The sequence below is a fragment of the Enterovibrio calviensis DSM 14347 genome (assembly GCF_000621165.1).
Classification (GTDB): Bacteria; Pseudomonadota; Gammaproteobacteria; order Enterobacterales; family Vibrionaceae; genus Enterovibrio; species Enterovibrio calviensis.
Genome location: NZ_KK211217.1, coordinates 183,712 through 206,669 on the forward strand (window position 1 = coordinate 183,712; position 22,958 = coordinate 206,669).

The 22,958-nt window shown below is 46.3% G+C and carries 23 protein-coding genes; 20 read left to right on the forward strand and 3 right to left on the reverse strand.

The window, feature by feature from the left end:
• Position 1: 1 nt before the first annotated feature.
• The 4 genes from folC to purF all read left to right on the forward strand — a co-directional run bounded on the left by folC (position 2) and on the right by purF (position 3,999).
• Positions 2 to 1,270, forward strand: coding sequence for a bifunctional tetrahydrofolate synthase/dihydrofolate synthase (gene folC / locus Q365_RS0119030; protein WP_028024835.1), 1,269 nt, complete (start codon positions 2 to 4; stop codon positions 1,268 to 1,270).
• Between the two features lie 2 nt (positions 1,271 to 1,272).
• On the forward strand, positions 1,273 to 1,845 hold the full coding sequence (locus Q365_RS0119035; RefSeq protein ID WP_028024836.1) for an SPOR domain-containing protein: 573 nt from the start codon (positions 1,273 to 1,275) through the stop codon (positions 1,843 to 1,845).
• 63 nt (positions 1,846 to 1,908) lie between these two features.
• Positions 1,909 to 2,400: a CvpA family protein gene (locus Q365_RS0119040; protein WP_028024837.1), complete on the forward strand. Its 492-nt coding sequence runs from the start codon at positions 1,909 to 1,911 to the stop codon at positions 2,398 to 2,400.
• An 84-nt stretch (positions 2,401 to 2,484) separates the two neighbouring features.
• Entirely contained in the window at positions 2,485 to 3,999 is a 1,515-nt protein-coding gene (gene purF / locus Q365_RS0119045; protein WP_028024838.1) for an amidophosphoribosyltransferase, read from the forward strand.
• A gap of 177 nt (positions 4,000 to 4,176) precedes the next feature.
• Here the strand turns inward: purF and Q365_RS0119050 are convergent, their stop codons facing one another.
• On the reverse strand, positions 4,177 to 4,776 hold the full coding sequence (locus tag Q365_RS0119050) for a Yip1 family protein (RefSeq protein WP_028024839.1): 600 nt from the start codon (positions 4,774 to 4,776) through the stop codon (positions 4,177 to 4,179).
• A 181-nt stretch (positions 4,777 to 4,957) separates the two neighbouring features.
• A complete protein-coding gene (locus Q365_RS0119055; RefSeq protein WP_028024840.1) occupies positions 4,958 to 5,848 on the reverse strand; it encodes a LysR family transcriptional regulator in 891 nt (296 codons plus the stop codon).
• Positions 5,849 to 6,145: 297 nt separating this feature from the next.
• Here Q365_RS0119055 and Q365_RS0119060 point away from each other — a divergent pair, with 297 nt between their 5' ends.
• From Q365_RS0119060 to Q365_RS26170, 4 genes are all read left to right on the forward strand, one after another.
• Positions 6,146 to 7,204 (forward strand): response regulator, encoded by a 1,059-nt coding sequence (locus Q365_RS0119060; protein ID WP_028024841.1) that lies wholly within the window; start codon positions 6,146 to 6,148, stop codon positions 7,202 to 7,204.
• Between the two features lie 229 nt (positions 7,205 to 7,433).
• Positions 7,434 to 7,934, forward strand: coding sequence for a transcription/translation regulatory transformer protein RfaH (gene rfaH / locus Q365_RS0119065; protein WP_028024842.1), 501 nt, complete (start codon positions 7,434 to 7,436; stop codon positions 7,932 to 7,934).
• Positions 7,935 to 8,127: 193 nt separating this feature from the next.
• Entirely contained in the window at positions 8,128 to 9,855 is a 1,728-nt protein-coding gene (locus Q365_RS0119070) for an SLC13 family permease (protein ID WP_028024843.1), read from the forward strand.
• A 30-nt stretch (positions 9,856 to 9,885) separates the two neighbouring features.
• Positions 9,886 to 10,602: a hypothetical protein gene (locus Q365_RS26170; RefSeq protein ID WP_028024844.1), complete on the forward strand. Its 717-nt coding sequence runs from the start codon at positions 9,886 to 9,888 to the stop codon at positions 10,600 to 10,602.
• 68 nt (positions 10,603 to 10,670) lie between these two features.
• Here Q365_RS26170 and Q365_RS0119080 read toward each other — a convergent pair whose 3' ends face one another.
• The gene (locus Q365_RS0119080; protein ID WP_028024845.1) at positions 10,671 to 11,474 is read right to left on the reverse strand and encodes an alpha/beta hydrolase; all 804 of its coding nucleotides are present in this window, start codon (positions 11,472 to 11,474) and stop codon (positions 10,671 to 10,673) included.
• 454 nt (positions 11,475 to 11,928) lie between these two features.
• Here Q365_RS0119080 and Q365_RS0119085 point away from each other — a divergent pair, with 454 nt between their 5' ends.
• The 12 genes from Q365_RS0119085 (at position 11,929) to Q365_RS25875 (ending at position 22,702) form a co-directional block, all read left to right on the forward strand.
• Positions 11,929 to 12,495 carry an alpha/beta hydrolase gene (locus Q365_RS0119085; RefSeq protein WP_211254268.1) on the forward strand — a complete coding sequence of 189 codons (567 nt, stop codon included), beginning with the start codon at positions 11,929 to 11,931 and terminating at the stop codon, positions 12,493 to 12,495.
• 225 nt (positions 12,496 to 12,720) lie between these two features.
• Positions 12,721 to 14,391 carry a GspE/PulE family protein gene (locus Q365_RS0119090; RefSeq protein ID WP_035025379.1) on the forward strand — a complete coding sequence of 557 codons (1,671 nt, stop codon included), beginning with the start codon at positions 12,721 to 12,723 and terminating at the stop codon, positions 14,389 to 14,391.
• Positions 14,388 to 15,593 (forward strand): type II secretion system F family protein, encoded by a 1,206-nt coding sequence (locus Q365_RS0119095; protein ID WP_211254269.1) that lies wholly within the window; start codon positions 14,388 to 14,390, stop codon positions 15,591 to 15,593. Before Q365_RS0119090 ends, Q365_RS0119095 begins: the two co-directional genes overlap by 4 nt.
• 43 nt (positions 15,594 to 15,636) lie before the next feature.
• Positions 15,637 to 16,071, forward strand: a complete 435-nt coding sequence (gspG, locus tag Q365_RS0119100) for a type II secretion system major pseudopilin GspG (RefSeq protein WP_162176380.1) — start codon at positions 15,637 to 15,639, stop codon at positions 16,069 to 16,071.
• On the forward strand, positions 16,071 to 16,439 hold the full coding sequence (locus tag Q365_RS0119105; protein ID WP_028024850.1) for a prepilin-type N-terminal cleavage/methylation domain-containing protein: 369 nt from the start codon (positions 16,071 to 16,073) through the stop codon (positions 16,437 to 16,439). Before gspG ends, Q365_RS0119105 begins: the two co-directional genes overlap by 1 nt.
• Positions 16,439 to 16,852, forward strand: a complete 414-nt coding sequence (locus Q365_RS0119110; protein WP_028024851.1) for a type II secretion system protein — start codon at positions 16,439 to 16,441, stop codon at positions 16,850 to 16,852. Before Q365_RS0119105 ends, Q365_RS0119110 begins: the two co-directional genes overlap by 1 nt.
• The gene (locus Q365_RS26760) at positions 16,845 to 17,453 is read left to right on the forward strand and encodes a PulJ/GspJ family protein (protein WP_028024852.1); all 609 of its coding nucleotides are present in this window, start codon (positions 16,845 to 16,847) and stop codon (positions 17,451 to 17,453) included. The genes Q365_RS0119110 and Q365_RS26760 overlap by 8 nt, the downstream gene beginning before the upstream one ends.
• A 40-nt stretch (positions 17,454 to 17,493) precedes the next feature.
• Positions 17,494 to 18,486 (forward strand): type II secretion system protein GspK, encoded by a 993-nt coding sequence (locus Q365_RS0119120; RefSeq protein ID WP_162176381.1) that lies wholly within the window; start codon positions 17,494 to 17,496, stop codon positions 18,484 to 18,486.
• Entirely contained in the window at positions 18,431 to 19,438 is a 1,008-nt protein-coding gene (locus tag Q365_RS0119125; protein WP_155859025.1) for a hypothetical protein, read from the forward strand. Before Q365_RS0119120 ends, Q365_RS0119125 begins: the two co-directional genes overlap by 56 nt.
• Positions 19,435 to 20,028, forward strand: coding sequence for a hypothetical protein (locus Q365_RS0119130; protein ID WP_028024855.1), 594 nt, complete (start codon positions 19,435 to 19,437; stop codon positions 20,026 to 20,028). The genes Q365_RS0119125 and Q365_RS0119130 overlap by 4 nt, the downstream gene beginning before the upstream one ends.
• Positions 20,025 to 20,600 carry a hypothetical protein gene (locus tag Q365_RS0119135; RefSeq protein WP_155859026.1) on the forward strand — a complete coding sequence of 192 codons (576 nt, stop codon included), beginning with the start codon at positions 20,025 to 20,027 and terminating at the stop codon, positions 20,598 to 20,600. The genes Q365_RS0119130 and Q365_RS0119135 overlap by 4 nt, the downstream gene beginning before the upstream one ends.
• Positions 20,597 to 22,702, forward strand: coding sequence for a secretin N-terminal domain-containing protein (locus Q365_RS25875; RefSeq protein WP_051563828.1), 2,106 nt, complete (start codon positions 20,597 to 20,599; stop codon positions 22,700 to 22,702). Before Q365_RS0119135 ends, Q365_RS25875 begins: the two co-directional genes overlap by 4 nt.
• The last annotated feature ends 256 nt before the right edge of the window (positions 22,703 to 22,958 follow it).

Below are 22,958 nucleotides of genomic sequence, written 5' to 3' on the forward strand. Positions count from 1 at the left end.
GATGTCAGAACATATTTCTCCCAGCGCGACTGCGCCATTGTCTGAGTGGTTGTCTTATCTTGAATCACTCCATACCAGTGCCATCGATCTTGGACTGGATCGCGTCGCACTTGTCGGTCAAAAAGGCCAACTAACGAAGCCTGCGCCAAAAGTCATCACAGTCGCTGGTACTAACGGCAAAGGATCTACCTGTGCCATTATTGAAGCGATTCTTCAAAAGGCTGGTTATAAAACCGGTGTATACAGCTCTCCTCATCTCATTCGTTACAACGAACGTGTCCGTATCAACGGAAAAGAACTTGATGATGAACGTCATTCAGAAGCTTTTGCGGCGGTTGAATCACTCAGGGGCGATACCAGCTTAAGCTTGTTTGAATTCGGAACATTGGCAGCTCTTTGGTTGTTTATGGATAACCAGATTGACGTTGCTATTATCGAAGTGGGCTTAGGCGGTCGCTTGGACGCAACAAACATTGTTGATCATGATGTATCGGTGATTACCAGCTTGGCCATTGACCATGTTGATTGGCTAGGCGATGACATAGAAGTGATTGGCTTCGAGAAAGCCGGTATTTTCCGTTCTGGAAAACCAGCTGTTTGTGGCCAGCCAGAGCCACCTGCCAGCGTCGCCGCTCATGCCGATGATATTGGTTCGGAGCTTCATCAGGTTGGTTATCAATTTACCTATGAGCAACAAGATAATACGTGGCATTGGCAATGTGGTGCATTTGATTTACGCGATTTACCTGTTCCGAACCTTCCGCTCCCAAATGCCGCCACGGCGTTGATGGCGTTGGGGTTGTCAGAGCTTGATGTGACTGACGAGCAAATTGTTGAAGGGTTGCGTACTGTAACGTTGGCGGGTCGCATGCAAACGGTGTCTCAGTCACCGCTGATCATTTTGGATGTGGCGCACAACCCGCATTCTGCTGCGTATTTAGCGAATCAAATATCATCTCTTAAGCAAGATGCTGATGCTAAGATTCATGCTGTTGTGGCAATGCTGCATGACAAGGACATCTCGGCAACGCTCGATGTCATGAAGTCGGTCGTCGATGTTTGGTATCCGGCTTCGTTAACGGGGCCAAGAGCAGCCGATTGGCAGCAACTTGTTCATTTCCTGCCTGACCATGTTGAAGGTTACGCATCTCCTGTTGAAGCATTTGAAGCCGCGAAAGCTGCTTTGACGTGGAAAGGTGATGTGCTCATTGTCTTTGGTTCATTCCACACAGTCGGCGAAATCGCTGATCATCTCGCTCAAACGGAGTAAATGTGGCAACTCAGTTTCAAAATCGCTTAGTCGGCACGCTTATTTTGGTTTCGCTCGGCGTCATTTTCCTACCTGACGTATTTGATGGTGAAAAAGCGCATTATCAAGAGAGTTTTCAAGCAATTCCTCTCCAAGAGGACTTTGATGAATCACTACTTGAAGCGTCGGTTTTGCCACCTGAAGAAGTGGAATCGTTTCTTCCCCCTGAAGACCCTGTGCTCGTCACCATTGATGACGAAGGGACATCAGTAAGCCAGGATACTGTTTCGGAAGAGGTTAACTCTCAGGTTGCCGTTGCAAACTCTCAGCCGAAAGCAGGGTATGAAGATTCAGCGTGGATCATTCGTCTTGGTACGTTCCGCAATATTGATAACGCCAAAAGTTTGGTGTCAAAGTTGCGTAAAAAGGGCTACCCAGCACAGTTGATGCCGCGTGATGTTAAAGAAGGCGAGTTGGCGCGTGTTGAAATTGGACCTAACGTCTCCAAAGACAAATTGGCTTCAATGACAGCAGATTTAGAGTCTTTGACCGGATTGAAAGGTCAACTGCTCAGATTTAACCCACTCAACCCATAAGAAAACGTTTGCGTCGTCATTTTTTCTGTTAAAATGCGCGCGAATCGCTCAGATGATTAAAAGATGAATTGGATAGATTACATCATAATTGGAGTGATCAGCTTTTCAGCATTGATAAGCTTGGTCCGTGGATTTGTGAAAGAAGCCCTATCGCTGGTGATATGGTTTGGTGCCTTCTTTGTCGCCAGTAACTTTTACCCGCAATTGGCGGCTTACTTCACTAATATTCATGACGAAATGATTCGAAATGGCGCGGCAATAGCGGCGCTGTTTGTTGCCACCTTAATCGTTGGCGCTGTGGTGAACTACGTGATTGGACAGTTAGTCCAAAAAACAGGCTTATCTGGAACGGATAGAGTGCTAGGTGTGGTTTTTGGCGGTATTCGCGGCGTACTGATTGTTGCCGCAGTATTGTTCTTTCTCGACGCATTCACTAATTTTTCCAGCGCTATCGAGTGGAAACAATCACAATTGATCCCTAGATTTGGGGTAGTGATTGAATGGTTTTTCTCGTATTTGGAGCAGAGCTCCAGCTTTTTGCCCAAGGTGATCTAGCGTCGACCTGCTTTTAGCAGTAAAGGCAGGAAAACGTAAAAACAGTTCCCTGGGCTCACTCTTGCGTTACAAGGAACAGCATACATGTGTGGGATTGTTGGAATCGTGGGTGAAACCCCGGTTAATCAGTCAATTTACGATGCGTTGACAGTACTTCAGCACCGTGGTCAGGATGCCGCCGGCATTGTTACCATTGACAACAACCGCTTTCGCTTGAGAAAAGCGAACGGTTTGGTAAAAGATGTATTCCAACTCAAGCATATGCAACGCTTGCAGGGAACGGTTGGGATAGGGCATGCGCGCTATCCTACCGCAGGTAGCTCGAGCGTGTCAGAAGCACAGCCGTTTTACGTTAACTCACCTTATGGTATTACGTTGGCACACAACGGCAACCTGACGAATGCGAATGAACTTCGTGAGTCACTGTTTGCTCAAGATCGCCGCCACCTTAACACCACCTCTGATTCTGAAGTTCTTCTCAATGTTCTAGCACACCAAATTGATGAAGCGACGTCGTTCCCATTGTCAGAAAACGACGTGTTTAAAGCTGTTCGTGCTGTTCACCAACAGATTCGCGGTGCCTACGCTGTTGTCGCGATGATCATTGGTCATGGTTTGATTGCCTTTCGTGACCCGCATGGCATCCGTCCATTATGTTTGGGCAAGCGCACCGTTAACAACCGTGAAGAGTACATGGTCGCATCAGAATCTGTCGCGCTAGATGCAGTTGGCTTTGATTTCGTGCGTGATGTTGCGCCGGGTGAAGCTGTCTACATCACTTTTGATGGTCAGCTATTTACTCGCCAATGTTCAGATACGCCTTCACTGTCACCTTGTATCTTTGAATTCGTGTACTTCGCACGTCCAGATTCTTTTATTGATAAGATTTCTGTTTACGCAGCACGTATTAATATGGGCAAGAAACTCGGTGCGAAGATCCGTCGCGAATGGGATGACTTAGACATTGATGTTGTTATCCCTATTCCTGAAACATCGTGCGATATCGCCTTAGAAATTGCGCAAGAGCTCAATAAGCCGTATCGCCAAGGCTTCGTGAAGAACCGCTATGTTGGCCGTACATTTATCATGCCGGGTCAGCAGCAACGTCGTAAATCTGTTCGTCGCAAACTTAATGCCATCCGTTCAGAGTTTAAAGGCAAGTCTGTACTGCTGGTGGATGACTCCATCGTACGTGGTACAACGTCTGAGCAGATCATCGAAATGGCACGTGAAGCTGGTGCAAAACGTGTTTACATGGCATCTGCTGCTCCTGAAATCCGCTTCCCTAACGTTTATGGTATTGATATGCCTAGTGCAAATGAATTGATTGCACACGGACGTGAAGTGGATGAAATCGGCAGCATTATCGGAGCAGATGGTTTGATTTTCCAAGATTTGACGGATTTGGAAGATGCCGTACGTGAAGGTAATCCTGACGTGAAATTATTTGAAAGCTCAGTCTTTAGCGGGCAATACATTACACAAGACATCAATCAAGCCTATCTTGAGTACATCGATAGCCTACGAAATGATGAAACCAAAGAGCTACGCGAACAACAGCAAGAGCTAGCAAACCTCGAAATCTATAACGAGAACTAAGGCGACTTCCACTCGCGTTTAGCCAAGCTAATGGCTTTGGTAGATAGATAGCTGCCAATAGCTAACTGCAAAACGTGGTGAGCATCTACATATAAAAAGCGCGGTCATCATTGTGATGACCGCGTTTTTTTTTTGCCAATGTAAGTCAGTCGCGCTAGAGCAATAATCAGATTTAGTCTAATTCATAAACATAGGGCCAAAACCCACGTTCCACATAATTACCGTGCTTGCCAAAATCGCCACGAGCAATACCAGTCCACACGTCACTACTGAGCTGGCATAAATGAACCCACGTTCTTCAGGTATATGCATAATGATCGGCACTCCGGTATACAAAAGGTAAATGGAGTAGGCGATACCGGCTAAGCCGACGAGCATCACGAACCAGACAACGGGGTAGAGTGCGGCCAAGCCAACCATAAATATCGGGGTTGCCGTGTAAGCAGAGAGTTCAAGGGCTTGCGTGTAGGTTGGGTTTGAACCGAATGTACGGCTCATCCACAGTGTTAAGTAAGCCAGTGCCATCACACCAGTAATCAAGGCGAAATACATGGCTCCTGCAATGATCAATGCGCTTTGTTCCGTCAAAAATATAGGGTCGCCAACGCCGATACTCCAACCTATGTGCGCACTCGAATAGTAAGCACAAATGGGTGGGATTAACGCCATAATCGCGGCGTGCCCGAGGCTATTTGATGCGCCCTCGTGGCGGTCATCAATATTCTGCCATTCCTCTTTTGGATGGGTGTACAAGCCTAGCAAATGTCCCAAAATCATAATTGCTCCTTCCGTTTGCAAAAACCATCGTTAACGTTTGTGCAGTGACAGATATCGCTGCTTTATGTTTTTACATCTATATAACAATTAGCGTTACGGAAGCGCCTTAGCAAGTTTTCAACGGCAAAAGTGTGGTGATATTTTAAGCACTTATCGCTTTTGGGACATTCAGTGAACCAAGTCACGTTTGCGTGTTATTTGCTTGAAAATAGTTGAGCGCGAAATCGATGAATACACGAAGCTTGGCGGGCAGGTTTGTTTTGCCATGATACATCAGATAGATATCACGAGGACTTGTCGTCCAGTCAGGAAGTACTTGTGTTAACTCGTTCGAGTCGATGTCTTTGTTGACCAATACGTCTGGGATTAAGGCAATGCCCAAGCCATCTTTAGCCGCCGCGCGAACGAGTCGAAGTTCAGAAGCCTCAAAGCGACCTTGCTGGGTTATGCAAAGGTGCTGTCCTTGCGGATTCGTTAAACGCCATCGCATCAATGGCCAGCCTTTGAGCAGTTGATGCTGCGTGAGGTCGGAGGCATCGCTTAAAGGCGCGTTATTTGCGATGTAGGAAGGGCTAGCAACAAGAATGTCTTTTACCGTGTGGAGCTTTCGAGCAATCAGCGATGAATCCCTCTGCGGACCAATGCGAATAAAGGCATGGTGACCGTCACTGAACTTGCTACTGGAATCATTAGAGACCTCGAGATCAAGCCTAATATCTGTATAGCGTGTTAAGAACGCGCTAAACATCGGCTGTAGAAGCTTCATTGCAATATTAGAAGGGGCGCTGATCTTCAGTGTGCCTGACTCGCCTTTACAATGTTCGGATAGGCTTTCGGTCGCCGCCATCAGTTGTTCTAGTAACGGAGAGCATTTGTCATAAAAACCTTGGCCAGCTTCCGTTAACGATAGCTTTCGTGCATCACGATGCAAAAGCTTAATCTTCATGTCTTCTTCAAGCGCCTGAATGCGCCGAGTCAGCGTCGCAACGGGAATCCCTGTTTTCTTAGAGGCGAGGGTGTAGCTTCCATTTTCGACGATAAGGCGAAAAAGATTTAAGTCATCTAGTTTCATAAGCATTCACGAATTGCGATTGTCTTCTATAAAAAGACATACAGATCTCTATTTCAAATTAACAAGACGCACTTTTCGTTGTCTCATATCAATAAGCAATATCGTTAGTGACGTAATGTTTGTTCAGAAGCTAAGTAAATGAATGAGTTTTTTCCTTTCTGGATACATAAGGTTATGTGTGCTGGTGCCTAGAATTACGTGGATGTTGCAACGTCGTGACGGATTTCAAACTATCCTAAAGGAACTAAGGCGACGTTCCTTAGACGTAAACCAGTACCCGATCAGGAGAGCAGGGCAGTGTTAGAAGGTAAAGAGGTTCTGATTGTAGAAGATGACCCGGTATTCATTCGAATCATCGGGGGATTCTTGCGCAAAGAAGGATGCATAGTGAGAGAAGCAGAGAATGGGCTGGATGGGCTTAAAGCGCTAAGACAGGGCATTCCTGATCTCCTACTTAGTGACTTGTCGATGCCTGTCATGACTGGGTTGGAGTTCGTTGAAGAAGTCAGCTTGGAATATCCAATGCTTCCAGTGATCGTTATCTCCGGTACCGGTGGCATGTCTGATGTGGCTCAAGCGCTGCGGTTTGGCGTTAAAGATTTTTTGATCAAACCGATTGACGACATCATGGTTGTGAAATCTGCCATTATGTCAGTAATTGAAGATGCCGATGGTGGGGCGTGCAGCGATACCGATTTCAGCCAACAATGGTTCAAACTTTCTCAAAACGGTGGCGAACAACCGCTGACCGAAGAACTGAAGTGGCACCTCGATGACTTATTGGACAACCCTGGAAACGCCAGAGATTTGTTGATGGGCTTAATGCCAGATCAGGACTCAAGGCAAGGTGATTGGCGTTTGTCATATCATTCATTGCAATCTGCTGATTCAAGCCCAGTTGTACTCGATTACACATGGATGATGGATGGTCAGATGGCCTTCTATATGGTGGATAGTGCGTCAGCGGGTAAAAATGGCACGGCGACCACCTTGATGATCCGTGCTTTTTTCAATGAATACCTACGTTCACAAGATGCTGACGAGCGCGGATTTGTCCATCTCGTTCACCAAATTGAACATGCCATCAAGAAATCCACCTACGCAAGTCCAATCCGGGCGATGTTTGGGATACTGAATGCGTCAGACAACGAGCTGAGTGTGCTCTCGGCAGGTTTGAATGCCGTCGTTGATGGCACGGGGAACGCAATCATTGTAAACAACGACCATTTGTTGGGCATTGATGCAGCAAGTACACGCTTTCAAACCATAGATTTAGCGAGTGGAAACGTGCGCGTTTCGCTTAGCGAAGTCGGACTCACCAGTTTCAGCCTCGATATTCAACGCCTGAGTGCTTGAAAGCCATAGCTAAATCTGCCAAATAAGATATTTCAAAGGCCGCATTTCGAATGAGGCCTTTTTGATTTCTGCAAAATGCTACATCTAACCAGTCAAACTATGAACTAGTGCAGACAAATTAGGCTGTTAGGTGTACAGGTCTTGCTGCAGGGTAGCCAGCCTAATATACTCTTGAGTTGCGTCGCAGAGATGATGCAAATTTGGCTAGCGAAGATCGGCGAGAATAAAAATGAATCCATGGTATCTGCTCTATTGTAAACGCAGCGAGCAACAACGCGCAGAGCAGCACCTGAAGCGGCAAGGCGTTGACTGCTACTATCCACAAGTGACGGTCGACAAAATTCGTCGCGGTAAGCGAACTCCTCAGCTTGAGCCCCTCTTTCCTAATTATATCTTTGCTTCCTTTGACGCAGAAAAAATCACATACACCACTGTTCGTTCGACGCGTGGAGTCGTGGACTTTGTGAGGCATGGAGCGATGCCCTGCACCGTACCTTTTGAGCTGATTCTGAGCCTTATGGAGCACGAAGATTCAGACACACAACGTGAACAGTTGAACGAAATGTTGAAACCTGGTGACCATGTCGAAGTGTTGAGCGGCCAGTTTGAAGGCTCTGAGGCGATTTACAAAGAAGCTGATGGTGAAATGCGTTCGATCTTACTGATTAAACTTTTAACTAGGCAAGCTGAAGTTTCCATGGAAAACAAGGTGGTAAAAAAGAAACGTTAAAATCCATGGGTTGCTTAGCTAAATATTTTCACAGCGAAAATCAAAAGAATTAAAAGACATATAACTCCCGATCAAATGACGTTTGTGAATTTTCCTAGAGTAAGGTGCGTTAACGCAATGGCATTAGAAAATAGAAACGTGCAAGTTTACTTTGGCATGCTGCTCAGTCTGCTCAGGGTTTGGAAAACTAGTAATGGGCATTGAATTATATTTAGTCGCCGTTGTTTTCGTATTGACGATAGTATCCTTAATTCGCTTTCAAAGTCGGCCAACATTAGTCTTCTGTTGTTCCGCTTTGGTCTTGTACCTTAGTGATATAGTGAGTAGTGAAGAACTGATAGCAAATGCTTCCAATATCGGAATACTGACATTAGTTCTCATTCTTATTAACTCTTTCGTGTTGGAGAAAACACGTTTTTTAAGAACAGTTTCTAGTGAAATCCTGAAAGGGAACTTCTCACACACATGGTGGAAACTGTTCTTTGTCTCTTCGGTTTCATCCTCCATGCTCAACAATACCGCTGTCGTTGCTGCGATGATTCGACCGCTTCGAAATAACAAAGTGCACCCAGCAAGTAAGCTGCTTTTACCCTTGTCTTACGCAGCCATACTAGGTGGGACGCTAACCTTAATCGGAACATCAACAAACCTTTTAGTTAGTTCTATGTACCAACAGATTGAAGGTACACCAATAGGTTTTTTTGAGTTCACACCGATTGGTATTGTAGCCATGCTACTTTGTGGGCTCGTGATGTTTCTGATGGCAAATACATTGCCTTCCAATGACCTGAAAGAAGATGACTACAAGCAATACACCATAGAGGCCAACGTCACAGTTGGTTCAGCCTTATCAGGTAAAAGCGTTGATAAAAATGGCTTACGGCAGTTGGAATCTCTTTTCTTAGTGGAAATTTTGCGAGATCAACAAATTATTAGCCCTGTGACGCCAGAGACAATTATCAATGAGGGTGATCATTTAATATTCAGTGGCGATATAAAAAAAGTCAGGCAGCTAGAGCAGTTTGCTGGTCTGAGTATATTCGCACGAGAAAATGGGCTACCTCTTAAGAATTTAACTGAAGTCATCATAAAGCCAGAGAGTTCGCTAATCGGTTCAACGATGAAGAAACAAGGCTTTCGCGCACGTTTTGATGCTGCAGTTGTGGCGCTCAAGCGAGACGGAGAGGATGTTTCTGGAAAATTGGGTGAAATAGCACTAAAAGCTGGAGATACGCTGGTACTCGCCATAGGCAAAGATTTCGCGTCAAGGCAGAATATCGGAAACAACTTTATAGTAATGAGCGGTACTGCTCCAGATACTGTTCTTACTAGAAAAAAAGAAGTGACGTCGATCATTCTATTTCTTGTCGCCATCATCATAGCTGCAATTGGAATCGTTCCGCTTTTTAAAGTGATGTTGATTTTGCTTAGCTATAACATACTTTCAGGTAACCTTAGTATTCAAGAAATAAGAAGGTATTTTCCTTACAGGCTGTGGCTTATAATCACTTCGGCACTTACCTTATCAACAGCGATGCAAAACAGCGGCCTAATATCAGAGTTCGAATGGCTACTGAGGGACAGCGCGTTGGTTGCAGGTCCTTTATCAGCTTTAATTTTGGTATATATCGCCACATGGGTATTGACCGAGCTAGTCACTAACAACGCCGCTGCAGCACTAATATTCCCTATTGGGCACAGTTTGGCTGACATTGTGCACATCGATCCAAAAGCGTTTGCATTGACAGTGGCGTTTGCAGCAAGTGCTAGCTTTATTAGCCCTTATGGATATCAGACTAACTTAATGGTCTATAGCGCAGGTGGTTATAGGCTGATGGATTTTTTACGTTTTGGAGCATTGACTTCGATAGTCTATTTTATAGCCGTGATGACTGTTATAGCTTCAATATTTTTATTGTGACTTTCCCCTCCTTTATAACGAGACTGATTTATGAGCTTGAAAAGAATAACGCGGCTAATTTTACTGACTACTCTAGTATCACTGGTTGTTGCATGTTCTGAAGAGGATGTTGTTGATTTTATTGAGCAAAATGAGGATCCTGAGCATCCTGTAGATGGGGTTTACGTTAACACTATAAATAGCCTGGAAAGTTTTTTGGTGGATGAGTCACGACCAGAGCAGGCCGGAATACTGATCACGACTAGCCAAGAGGCTTCAGATTTGAATTATTTTCTAGAGATCGAGTCTGGTGATAAGGAATATGAGGTTTTCGGTGTTTGTGGAGTTGGTTTTTGTGATCCAGTGAATGAGTTAGTAATAAAAACCACAGATAAATCATTGACGTTGTCAGGAGGAATTAATGGTGAGTTGGTCACTAAGAGTTTTACCAGATTAGAAAACAGTTTGCCTCTTTTTAACATTGTCTCAAAAACGTATACAGATCCAAATTTCGGTTCGACACTTTATATTGATGAAGCGTTAAATTTAACCATAAATAGTCTCTACTGTACCGTAAGTGGCAAAGTTAATGAGAAGAAGCATTATTACGAAATTGATGCTGTGGCAACAGGTTGTTTGAGTCCAATATTTAACGGGGACTATAAAGGAGTAATGTATACGGTGTCATTTGATGGTGTTGGTAGCGGACTATATTACTCAATTTTTGGGTCCGAACAATCTGCATTGTTTGGATATTTTCCCTTTTAGTGTTTAAGGTTTTTTGAATAAGCCCATTTAAATAATGTAATTCAAATGGGCTTTGGTAGAGCGTCTAGTTATAGGCTGTTCAAGAAAGCCGATAGTTCATCCCATGTTTCCGTTAATAAGAAGCTATGTGCCTTTTCTGGAATCAACGTCGTACAACTGTTGCAGTAATTAGTTGACTGATCAAATGGAATTAGTTGGTCATTCATGCCGTGTAAAAGCAGTATTTGTGTGTCCGGTAAAGGATAGGTTGATGGGGACGCCGCAAACGGGTCATCGGTGTATATGTTTGTATAGTTCGTTTTCACATCCTCTGGCAGACTAGGTATATCGTATAGACCATAGTATCCAACCACCCCAGCTAAAGAGTCCTGCAATTCAATTGCAGCCAATAAAGCAATGTTTGCGCCTGCACTACTCCCTATTAATACGACTTTATCATATTCTGCTATTAATTCAGAAACTTGACTTGTTATTACGTCTTTAGATAAAGGATATGTATACGGTGGTGCTACCGGATAGCACAATTGTTTGAACTCCCATCCGGCGTCAGTTAATAAAGAAGGTAAGCCCTGAACATTCGGGGGTTGTTCGCAATTCTCCGGTTGACGTATGAATCCCCCTCCTGGAAGAAATACTACCAACTGACTTTGTGTAATGTTGGAGTTGATAGAATTTGATTGAAGTGTTTGTTTAGACTCAGGATTGCAACCAGAGAGCATCAAGCAAATTGCCAAGCCAAAAATAATACTAGATAGCGATTTTATTTCAACAACCATACGGTTAATTGAATGACCTTTGTCCAATAATATAGATTTTGAATTCTTGGTGTTGCTTGACGGTTTAGCATGATTTTTTTCGTTATATTGATTCATCGTCGAGCCTCTGAATTTACTTGGTAATTACTATTGAGCAATCACCATGCCTAAATTTACGTATCTCAGAAAAAAAGGCTTGGCTGATGAAAATAGTCATTTAAATGATTAATTTAGTGTTTTTTTTATTTAGGGTATGATAATCGGTAATCTGGTTGTGTATTGATTTTAAGGTTTTTAGAAATTGCGAATTGCGAATCATATTGAGACGTCTGTCTCAATATGAGCTAAATTTTGCGCACATAGAGTTGACTCTCATCGCATTGGTTTGATTTTTTTGTTCACTTTTTGTGTATTTTTCTGTATATGCTCTTTGCATTATCAATGTTTAACAGGCAAAACGCTGGTGTTATCAAAACAGAGCTTCTTTTCTAACGTTGTACTTTTGTTATCTTTGATTTTTGTTCAGTCTTGTTCTGAGGAAGAGCGAACAGCTCCGCCCCCCAAAAAGATAGTGATATTTGTACCTGGTGGAGGTTTTGTTAATCAGCCTGAACTATGTTCGCTTAGCAACAATGCCGCAGGCCTTCCTGAGATGCTGGCGGCTGATGGGTGGGACTTTGCTCAGGTTTGCTATGAATTGGCGCCAGAAAACAAATATCCCGTGCAACATCGTTACACAAAAGAACAGATAAAATCGCTCGCGGTGGGCTATAGCAAAGTGGCCGTTATTGGATCTTCAGCAGGTGCAAATATCGCGACGCTGGCGACGTTAGAGATACCAGGGACGGTTGACTACTTGATTGGATTCTATGGGATATACGATATACCGAGCTTGCCAGTGGATGTACAGGAAGCATATTCTGATCTTTACACGGACGACCCATACGCTGCTTCGCCCACGAGTTATCCTTTACCCAACCACCCAGTAAAACTATTTCATGCCGTTGATGACAGCCTAATACCCTTTGAGCAAAGTGTCCTGTATTGCGATTCATGCACCACGCTTTACCAAACGGGAGGGCACTCCTATCCAATGATACGGTCATACGATGAGATAATTGCGCTGATTGATGGGTGAAATATAGTCGATCTGGTAGTAAGAATAAGTGCATTAATATAGTTACGACTTGTAACAAATAATGGACGAATCGCGTGCCACCTCAAAGTTAAATCGATCTTGCTGCTAAAGCTAGACATCCCAATAGATATCATTATCCTTCATCACTGTGTCTCACTTTTGATAGATTTACTTTTTATTTGAGACTCACGTTGGTATGGGATAAGTCGTGGGAAAGGAAAACGGATGAAACTGGGTGAACGTCTGGTAGCTTGCGGGCTGGTCAGCGAAGATGATGTACAGAATGCGTTAAGTGTTCAGAAAAAATCCAGTGATAGAATTGGCGCACTGCTTGTACGCATGGGTGCGCTGTCTGAAGATGCACTGCTTAATGTCCTGTCAGAACACCTAAGTTTGCCTCGATGTTTGGGTGAGGCACTACCAAACGCATCGGATTGCTACCTGCATATGCGTGAATTGCCAGTGAAAATTGACTGGTTGCTAGACAACAATGTGATCGCTTGGCCATCCGGCATAGATTCTCAGTTCAATATTCTAGCGAAAGATACACAAGACCCTGTACTCAACGACCTGTCATGGTCAGTCTTTGCAGGGAAGGACATAATGTATTGGCTCGGTAACGCCCAAGACATTGACAATATTATCGAACATATACGCCGAGAAAAGGCCGTATCAGACATACTTAGCCGCGATAGCCAAAACCTTATGGCTTTAGCAGAAGAAGCCCCTGTCATTGAGCTTGTAAACAACATTCTATCGCAGGCAGAGCATGCTAGCGCATCTGATATTCACATAGAGCCTGAAGAAAGCCAGTTCAAAGTCAGGTTTCGTGTTGACGGATGCCTACTTGATCGCCTTACCCAACCAGCTAACCGTTATCCGGCTGTTAGCTCCCGCATTAAATTGATTGCAGGGTTAGATATCGCAGAAAAGCGATTGCCTCAAGATGGTCGTATTACCCTGACATTGAACGGACATGAAATAGACGTGCGCGTATCAACGGCACCTTGTGTACATGGTGAATCCATAGTAATGCGCCTGCTACCTAAAAGTCGTGAGTCAATTTCTTTGCCTTCTTTGGGAATACTGCCCGATCACATTGAGCGACTTAATAGTTGGTTAGGTATGCCTAACGGCATCGTGCTAGTGACGGGTCCGACGGGATCTGGCAAATCAACCACCCTATATGGTTGTTTAGAGTCGTTGAGAGGCGGTGACACCAAAATAATCACCGTTGAAGACCCTGTCGAATATCAAGTTAGCGGAGTCACTCAAATTCAGGCACATACCGAAATCGGCTATACGTTTGCGAGAGCACTGCGAGCGATATTGCGACAAGATCCAGACACCATCATGATTGGTGAAATCCGAGATGTAGATACCGCACAGATTGCGATTCAGTCAGCATTGACGGGACACCTGGTGCTTTCAACACTGCACACAAACGACGCAGTATCCGCGTTCACGCGACTTGTTGACATGGGGGTTGAGCCGTTCCTTGTTGCAGCGACAGTGCGAGGCGTGCAGGCGCAGCGTCTTGTTCGCCGGCTTTGCAAACACTGTGCAGTGCCGGACACGTCACCAGTATTACCTGTGGGATGGAGTGCAGCCCCTTTCGGCATCAAACACAGTGACTGGAAACAACCAAAAGGTTGTAGCGAATGTAACTTCACTGGCTTTAAAGGGCGTGTTGGGATTTACGAATTCATTCCAATGGATGACGGCGTCAGTCAAATGATCAATGAAAACGCCAGCAGCCAAACTATTCGCAAATATGTGGAAAGTCGCGGACACCGTAGTTTGCTAGACGATGGCTTAATTAAAGCATCACAAGGTGAAACCAGTATTTCAGAAGTGATGACAATTGCAGTGAATGAGCAAGAGGCGGTGTCGTGAGTGAGAACTTTCGTTATCGTGTGATTGACACCTTGGGAGAGCTACAGCGCGGCGAGCTGATGGCAAAAAACAGCGGTGAAGCTCTTCGAATTTTAGATGGACAAGGTTTAACAGTTGTTGCCTTGGAGAGCGCCGAGAGCCGAAAGTCACGCACAATATTTCAGCGTCCCTTGCAAAAAGAAGCCATCATTCAATCGTTCTATGAGCTGACCACACTGCTTGAATCTGGCGTGGCGGTGACAGAGGCTGTGAGTGCTATTGAGGCGGGTGATCGTCATCCTCGATTGGATCAAGCCTTTGAAAAAATGAACAAAGCGTTACAACAAGGTGATAGCTTCTCTGCCGCCTTGGCTGACAGCGGCTTGCCTTTGCCCGATTTTGTTCGCCATTTGATCGAAGCAGGAGAAATGACAGGCGATCTGGCGGGTTCGATGAAACGTGCGCTTCAGAAAATGCAATATGATGACAAAACGGCCAAAGAATTTCGAAACTCCCTCACGTATCCACTCATCCTAATATTCGCTGGTGTCGCAGCAGTGATCATCATGTTCACCTTTGTCGTTCCCAAATTCAGCGGCATGCTTCAAGGTAAAAATAGTGACCTTCCTGCCCTTGCTGAATTTGTTCTCACCACCGGTGTTTGGTTTAACAGCCATTTGGAGCTTATTGCATTAGCAACAGTGTTATTTGTGGTTGGAGGCGCAGCAGCGCTGCGTAACCAAAATAGTCGGCAATATCTTTTAAACGGTGTTTCAGGGATGCCGGTTGTGGGTCAGTGGCTATATGAAAGTGATATCGCTGGTTGGTCATATACTCTTTCAGCCCTGCTCAGTTGCCGAGTTGAACTGCTTACTGCACTGCACTTGTCGGAGTCTTCAATTCGTGTACCACGCAGAAAAAGGGCAGTAGAAGCCTTGAGTCGGTCAGTAAAAGAAGGGAAGAGCCTTGCTGATGCATTAGAGCAAGGAAACTGGATGACCAAGTCCGGCATCAATCTCGTACGGGTTGGCGAAAAAACAGGGCGCGTGGCAGAGATGTTGGGTGCGTTGGGGGCCATGTACGAAGAGAACAGCAGAAACAGAATGAAGAAGCTGCTTACTTTGATAGAGCCAGTGGCCATCTTAACTATAGGGTTGATTATCGGCACCATTATTTTGGGTATTATTTTGGCAATCACCAGTGTCAATGAAATTGCCATGTAACGCGTTATAACAAAAAAGAAAAATGAAAATGGAGATGCAAATTATGTTACGCACTCGACGCTTACACGTTAGAGGTTTTACGTTAATCGAGTTGCTAGTGGTGCTAGTGATTTTGGGGATGTTGGCTGGTTTGGTCGGCCCCCGTCTTTTCGGGAATGTTGATAAATCCAAAGTGAAAACAGCAGATACCCAAGTGAAGATGCTGAGAAGCTCGCTGCAAACCTACCGTTTGGATAACGGCAGTTACCCAACCACAGAGCAAGGTTTGCAAGCGTTATTGAAAAAGCCATCTGGCGCAGTGAGTTGGCAGGGACCTTACCTAGAAGACGAATTGCCAAAAGACCCATGGGGCAATTCCTACCAGTTTGTTGCACCGGTTGACAACCTGCAGGGGTTTGCACTCTTTTCCTTTGGCGCGGATGGTGCCGCTGGCGGCGAAGACTTAAATGCCGACATTGGGTACCTCGAAGAAAGCTAATGCGCGGTTTTACTCTGATAGAACTTCTGATAGTGCTGGTGTTAGTCACCTTAATTGGTGGGATAGCAGCACCATCATTGATATCTGCGGCGGAAAAATTGGCACAGCGTTCAGAAGTGGATGTTTTACAGCAACAGGTCAATGCATTGCCGGCTCAAGCCCTCATGGAAAAGTCGGCCATCGTTGTTGGACGAGGAGACAACGCTATTGATCTTGGCGAAGGATACCGTCTCACAGCAAATACCAACATCGTTTATCAAAGCAATGGGGTGTGTTTAGGTGGCAACGCGGTGATCACACAAGAAGGACAAGTGGCTTTTAACGTGTCACTCGTCCCGCCGTTTTGCCAGTGGAAGGGCACGCCTTAATGAAGAAAAACGGTCAAAAAGGCTTCTCTTTGTTAGAGGCGATTGTAGCGTTGACCTTATTGGCAGGTGCAGGGATGGCACTGTTTTCTTGGATCAATAACAGCCTAGTGCAAATGCAGCTAGCCGGTGCCTACAACCAAGCAGATCAAGCCATACTCAGCGCCAAAACGTACCTAAACACCCAAGATTTTAACGCAAAGAAAGAAGGCGTATTTTCTTCATCAGGTGTTGATGTTTATTGGAAAGCCACCCAAGTGGCAGAAGAAAAGCGCGGTGCAGAAGGCTCAAATTACAACTTAAACCTTTATCAAGTGTCGCTTCAGGCCAATGTTAACGGCCGACAACTTCCAAAACTGACAACGCGTTACGTGCGCTACACCAACTTAGGTGGTGCGGAGGTGCCTTTTGGCTAAACCGTATCGGCGTTTTGAGCAAGGCATGACATTGGTCGAGCTTCTTGTGGTCATGGTGATGCTTTCCTTGGCGTCCATATTAGTGATGCAAGGTTATTCCACCGCGTTACAGGTTTACCAGCGCGTCAAAGTAACGCGACTTGACGTACAAGCAGACATCCTTGTGCAACGTTGGATTGGTCAAACGTTACAAGGAACACAAGCGGCGCTTGATAACAGTGCATCGTTTAGTGCTGACGAAAGCAGCATGACGGGTTACACACACCGTGCACTGTCGCAACCACAGGGTGCAATTGCCCACTTTTCTTGGGAATTGACCGAGAAAAATGGCATCACGTCATTGTTCTACCGCGAAGGCGAACAGCACCAAGAAGCCATTAAATGGAAAGTTGCAACCTGGCCTGAAGGGACAAATGTCCGTTGGTATTACCGAAATGAAGCCGGAGTGCCTATTAGTGAATGGCCGCCAAAAGACAAAGAAGGGACGATCCCCAATGCGATTTTACTCGCAGCAGATGGCGTAAATGGCGAGCCACCACAACGCTGGTTTTTCCAGCTACCGTTGCGAACCTATCCGCGCAATGACTACAGAGACTTCTAATATGCGCGCAGTGAGTCATAGAGCCCAAGGCGGCTTCGCCATGATAGCGGTACTAGGTTTTATTGCCGTACTCAGCGTGTTAGCGGGGTTAGTCGCAACATGGACAGAAGCAGAAACCAACAGAGCAATTGCCCTTAGAAATGCATGGCAACAGGAGTTAGATGTACAGGCCACCATCGCAACAGTGCTGTATACCGTTAGCGCTGGAGGGAAGACAGTCAACGGCTACGGTGGGGCAAAGACGGCGAGTAACGTCGCCCCCCAATCCGATGACCCTTTCGTCGTCAGTGGTGAATTCTTACAGCACGCCAAGATCCAAGGTGATGGTACGCGCTACCAAGGCATTGGCGAAAGCGTGTTTTCGTTACAAGACGAAGGGTCACTGCTGAGTTTGCTCTCTCCAGATAGAGAACGTTGGGGAAGCATGCTGAGTAGTTATGGGCTGTCCATGTTTGAAACGTCGCAGTTTCTTGATCACCTTGAAGACTATACCGACCAAGATGATTTTAGACGCCTGAACGGAGCCAGTAGCGCAGATTACACAGCCGCAGGCTTAGCATTACCTAGCCACAGGCTCATGGTGAGCCCCGGCCAAATTTTGAATTTGTTGGGAGGGGAGCGTTGGCCTTGGTTGAAAGGCATTTTGGGCATCGTCACCGTACACAGTGGACAAACCGTACAGTTCAACACCATGCCAAAGCCGGTGTTGGAGACACTACACGGGATTTCTAATCAGCAAGCGCAATTGATGTTGGAAGAAAGGGCGAGAACCCCGTTTCTGAGTGCGGCAGACGTATCCGCAAGAACGGGCGTCATACTCAGCGGTTCGGCAATGAATATCGCACAAATGCCCAGTAAATATCTAAGAATAATGGTTTGGTCCAATTCGGACAAATGTGGGGAAGCATATTGGATGGGGGTTGTGTTAACACCGTCTTCCAATAGAGCTCCGTGGGAAATCGATTACGGATTTGAATATGAAACTAAGGCAGTTTGCCGAGCGGATAGCCCAATCAACCCAAGGCCGTTTTAACGCACGGCAGTGGTTGGTTGGCTATAGCGCCATCAATGTTGATCATTATAACGGCATTAAGCCAAGGGTAGTGTTATCGAGAAGGCTTTGCGTATTTCGCAGTTTCGATCTCTCTGTTACTCCCGCCCGTTTGCGTTCGGACGCACTAAAAAACAAAGTACAAGTGCATGCACCGTTTGACGACGTAGGCTTTTCTGTTTGTTGGCAAGGCGAAGGACGGGCAGCGGTTTGGATGTGGGACAAAGCCGCATTGATTGCAAAGTTGCCTGAAGCGGCGAAATACCCAGTGATCCCAGAATCACTATTGTGGCTCTCTCCCCAACATAGCGGAGAGCAGATCCCCGCAATGGAAGGGCATGAAACACAAGTTTGGCAGGAAGGCACACTGCGCGAAAGTCGTTATAGCTATTCAGATGACGCACCCCAACCAGACTATCGCCGTTCAGCACCAATGCAAGCGGAAGAAATACGCTGGTGGAGCCACGTCTCAGCCGGGGGAGTCGCCGCCCTCATGCTCATGGTACTCGCCATACAGTTAGGAGGCATGCTGCGCATCACACTAGATAGCATTGACCAGCAAGAAGCGCTCAATGCAGGCAGTGAAGCTGTTGCGTCACAGAGATTTGATCGTGGTTTGGCACAGCGTCAACAGGCAAAAGTGCTGGCACAAAAGACCCACCTAGCGTCAGATTCGTCAGCGTTTTTTCAACGCCTCATTACCGCCATGCCAGAAAGTGCAGAACAATGGCGTGAACTTACCCTTCAGCCAGGGGCACTCACCATGGTCGTCAAAGACGCCGCCCCGGATCCTCGTTTATATGTTGAGCGATTGGAAAGGGTTGTGGGCTTAAAGAGTGTGGCGGTGGAAATGGATTTAACCTTTGGCCAAGTGTCGTTACGCGCCGAAATTCCTAGCGATGGCATGCGTAACCTCGGAGTAAAAGAGCAGTGAGCGCTTTAGATAAATTGAAAGGCGAGTGGTCTTCAAGTCGCCGCCAGATTGCTGAAAATTCCCGATTGCAGGTGGCGTTATGGGCAATCGCTTACATCGCACTGTTTTATTTGATCCTCGTAGCGATGGATTTCAAAGAAAGCTTGATTGCAGAAAACCAACAGCTGCGTGAACAGGTGGTTGATCAGCAGCGCCTAGAAAACGGGCCTGACTGGCAACAAAGAGTGGCGACAACGCAATCAGCGCTTGATGCACTGTCAAAAAACCACTTGGTCGCCGCCAATGAAGCGCAAGGCCGTGCCGCTGTGCAAGCCATTTTGGGTGAAAAAGTGTCAGACTATGATGTTTACCGCCCGCAGATATCAGTGTCATCCGCCCCGCTTGCAGAACCAGACTCAGGGTTGATCCCAGTGCAAAGCAGCGTTAAAGGCCGGCTCACCGGCGACAAACTGTTTGCTTTGATTCATGACCTAGAAAGCGGCCAACCGGCATTTCGTGTCACCAGCATCACTGTCCGTTCTGGAAAGGGAAAAGACATAGGCTTTGAAGTGCTGCTCACAGCATGGGCAACACCGTGGGGGGGCGCATGAAAACGGCGATAGTTACGGCAATAGATACAGTGAAAAACTCACTGGCACTGAAAGCCACGCTGGTACTGGCATTGCCATTACTGGCTTCAGCATTGATGGGTTTCGTACTGGCCGCGCCCAGTGCATCCAGCACCGATGAAAACCGTGATCATTGGTTAGCCCAAGTGACCCCATTACCCCCTCGCACAGCGGCAGTACCCGCCGAGCTTATCGCGGGCATTTACCCCGTGACCAAAACCGCACAAGTCGTGGTGGAAGAAAGCGAAGCTAACGATAGTGCCACAGAAGGAAATGAACAGGCCATAGACCCGCAAGACCCAAACACTTGGCGTCTTGCTGGCGTTATTTATCAATCGGGGAAATGGAATGCGCTGCTAGTCACCGCTTATGACAACGTGGAAAAAGTGGCCAACGGCGACAACCTCGCCAATGGCACCCACATCGTCAGCATAGATAAAAGCCGCGTCTCATGGGCGCGAGGAGAAAAAGAACAAGGAACACTTTGGTTGTACGGCGAACCAGCCACCGTCGGCGATGCGCACGAAACTACTCAAGAGATCATCAAACCATGAAAACCACTATGACCATGACAACATTTAAACGGTCACTGCTTAGCTTAATGATAGCATCTTCACTGTCTGCCTGTGCCGTATTGGAAGAGCAAGCTCCCGAAACACACGAGTTGCCAGCAACCACGATGGGGCCGATTGGGCAAGCGGCGGATCTGTCCGCACTGAATCAGTCTGACGACGAAGCCAAGCGTGGCAACGGGCACAAAAAGCAGCAACGCTTTCAAACACTAAAGGGAAGCAATCAGGGTAACAGCACCGTCTCGCTAGAAAGCGAAAGCATTGCAGACCAGTTAAAGGGGGATTTGATCACCCTTAACGTAAACAATTTGCCATTACCCGCGTTTATTAACGAAGTGTTTGGCAACAGGTTGGATCTCTCTTTTTCATTGTCGCCTGAACTGCAAAGCAAAACAGACCTTGTCACGCTGCGCCTAGCCGCCCCACAAACACCCAAAGCCCTGTTTAATACTGCGCGTAACGTATTGGCAGACTATGGCGTGTCACTGCGCGAGCGAGATGGCGTGCTGGCCTTTGGCACAGAAACCTCAGTCTCGAACGATGCATTGCCATTATTGGTAACAGGTAGCGCACTGCCGGACGTGCCCCTTTCTCATCGCCCGGTATTCCAACTAGTACCAATGAAAATAGTACGCAGTGACCAAATGGTACGTTGGTTAAAAGACTTGTTATCAGATCCGGATTTAAAAATTCAAGATGATCGCATGGGTAACACCGTGCTTTTGCGTGGGCCGGTAGAAAAAGTAAAGCAGGCAATGTCGGCGATAGAGATATTTGATCGTCCTGCGCTAAAAAGCAGAGAAAGCCTAATCATTACGCCATTCTACTCTGACCCTAGCGAGCTTAATCGAGCGCTACTGAATGTGTTGCAAGCTGAGGGCTATGATGCAGGGGACAGCCCGACATTTTCGGGTATCACAGTCATGACACCCAAAAGCTCAGATAAGATAGTGGCTTTTGCCAGTGACAGAAGCGTGCTCAATCACATACGAAACTGGGTAGAAGTTCTCGATAAACAAACTCAAAAAGACATTAAAGAAGGCTTGTTTCACTACCAAGTCAAAAACACCCAAGCAAATACAGTCGCCAGTATGCTTGGTCTACTCGGATATAAGACTGGGGGGTTGGAAGACGCCTCAAGCGATGAGTCTGGGAAGACAAAAAAGACAGCAAAAGTCAGTGGCTCTGGTGAGTTAGGAACCGCCGTGGTTGATAGCAACAGAAACGCTATAATATTTCGTGGCAGTGGCGAAGAGTGGCTCAAATTGCGTCCGTTGATGGACGAATTGGATAAGCCGACCCCATCAGTGATGATTGACGTGCTATTGGCGGAAGTCACCCTTAATGACAAAGAAGGGTTGGGGGTTGACTGGTCAAACGTGAGTACTGACCTGCTAGGCAAAGATCTCATCATGGGTACCGCAAACGGGGTGGGGGCAACAGGGTTAAACCTAACGCTCAACAGTGGCGGCCAAACCCGCGCAGTACTCAATGCATTTTATGACAACAAGCAAGCGGTGATCCGCTCTAGCCCAAAGCTCATGGTGCGCAGCGGTGAAGAGGCAAGCATTGAAGTGGGTAATGAAATTCCAGTGGTAACAGGAACGTCGCAATCCAGTGAAGATGGCAATGCACCGATCAATAAAACAGTGCAGTACCGTAAAACCGGTGTGATTTTGTCCATTAAACCCACGGTGCAGGCCAGCGGCGTGGTTGATTTACAAGTGAGTCAGGAGTTGTCAGAGTCGCAAGACACCGGCACCGGGGAAGAACTTACGCCAACGATTATGAACCGAAAAGTCGAAACCACGCTCACATTGCGTGATGGCGGCTCAGTCATGTTGGCGGGGTTGATATCAAACAGCAAAGGGGCAGGCGAAATCGGCGTGCCGATTTTGGGCCAAATTCCTTGGCTCGGCTCATTGTTTCGCAGCAAAAGCGAGAGCAATGATCGCACGGAGCTGGTGATCATGATCACCCCTTATGTGATAAGAAACTTCGATGAAGCGCAGCGTTTAACTGAACGTTATGGCAGTGAACTGGAACTTAACACCCCTCATCAAGGTGAAACTGTGGCCAATTAAGCCCTGATCATCACCTTTCTCTTCATTCAATAAACGGCCTTCTGGCCGTTTTTTTTTGCCTTTCCGCCGTGTAGATAAAATTGAAAATAAAAGCCAGTCATAACGCCTAAAAAAGCAGCGAAATCACCAAAAAAAAGCGATGGGGCGAACTTTCTTTCTTTATGCGTTTTTTCTATACATTTTTTGAATAATAGTTCTACAAAAGAAGAGAATACCAATATCAAAATAGTCTTTTCTCAAACCGAGAGCTTTTCGT

Coding starts and splice junctions, on each gene's coding strand:
- folC (WP_028024835.1), top strand. CDS start 2: ATGTCAGAACATATTTCTCCCAGCGCGACTGCGCCATTGTCTGAGTGG.
- Q365_RS0119040 (WP_028024837.1), top strand. CDS start 1,909: ATGAATTGGATAGATTACATCATAATTGGAGTGATCAGCTTTTCAGCA.
- purF (WP_028024838.1), top strand. CDS start 2,485: ATGTGTGGGATTGTTGGAATCGTGGGTGAAACCCCGGTTAATCAGTCA.
- Q365_RS0119050 (WP_028024839.1), bottom strand. CDS start 4,776: ATGATTTTGGGACATTTGCTAGGCTTGTACACCCATCCAAAAGAGGAA.
- Q365_RS0119055 (WP_028024840.1), bottom strand. CDS start 5,848: ATGAAACTAGATGACTTAAATCTTTTTCGCCTTATCGTCGAAAATGGA.
- rfaH (WP_028024842.1), top strand. CDS start 7,434: ATGAATCCATGGTATCTGCTCTATTGTAAACGCAGCGAGCAACAACGC.
- Q365_RS0119070 (WP_028024843.1), top strand. CDS start 8,128: ATGGGCATTGAATTATATTTAGTCGCCGTTGTTTTCGTATTGACGATA.
- Q365_RS26170 (WP_028024844.1), top strand. CDS start 9,886: ATGAGCTTGAAAAGAATAACGCGGCTAATTTTACTGACTACTCTAGTA.
- Q365_RS0119080 (WP_028024845.1), bottom strand. CDS start 11,474: ATGAATCAATATAACGAAAAAAATCATGCTAAACCGTCAAGCAACACC.
- Q365_RS0119090 (WP_035025379.1), top strand. CDS start 12,721: ATGAAACTGGGTGAACGTCTGGTAGCTTGCGGGCTGGTCAGCGAAGAT.
- gspG (WP_162176380.1), top strand. CDS start 15,637: ATGTTACGCACTCGACGCTTACACGTTAGAGGTTTTACGTTAATCGAG.
- Q365_RS0119105 (WP_028024850.1), top strand. CDS start 16,071: ATGCGCGGTTTTACTCTGATAGAACTTCTGATAGTGCTGGTGTTAGTC.
- Q365_RS0119110 (WP_028024851.1), top strand. CDS start 16,439: ATGAAGAAAAACGGTCAAAAAGGCTTCTCTTTGTTAGAGGCGATTGTA.
- Q365_RS0119120 (WP_162176381.1), top strand. CDS start 17,494: ATGATAGCGGTACTAGGTTTTATTGCCGTACTCAGCGTGTTAGCGGGG.
- Q365_RS0119125 (WP_155859025.1), top strand. CDS start 18,431: ATGAAACTAAGGCAGTTTGCCGAGCGGATAGCCCAATCAACCCAAGGC.
- Q365_RS0119135 (WP_155859026.1), top strand. CDS start 20,025: ATGAAAACGGCGATAGTTACGGCAATAGATACAGTGAAAAACTCACTG.
- Q365_RS25875 (WP_051563828.1), top strand. CDS start 20,597: ATGAAAACCACTATGACCATGACAACATTTAAACGGTCACTGCTTAGC.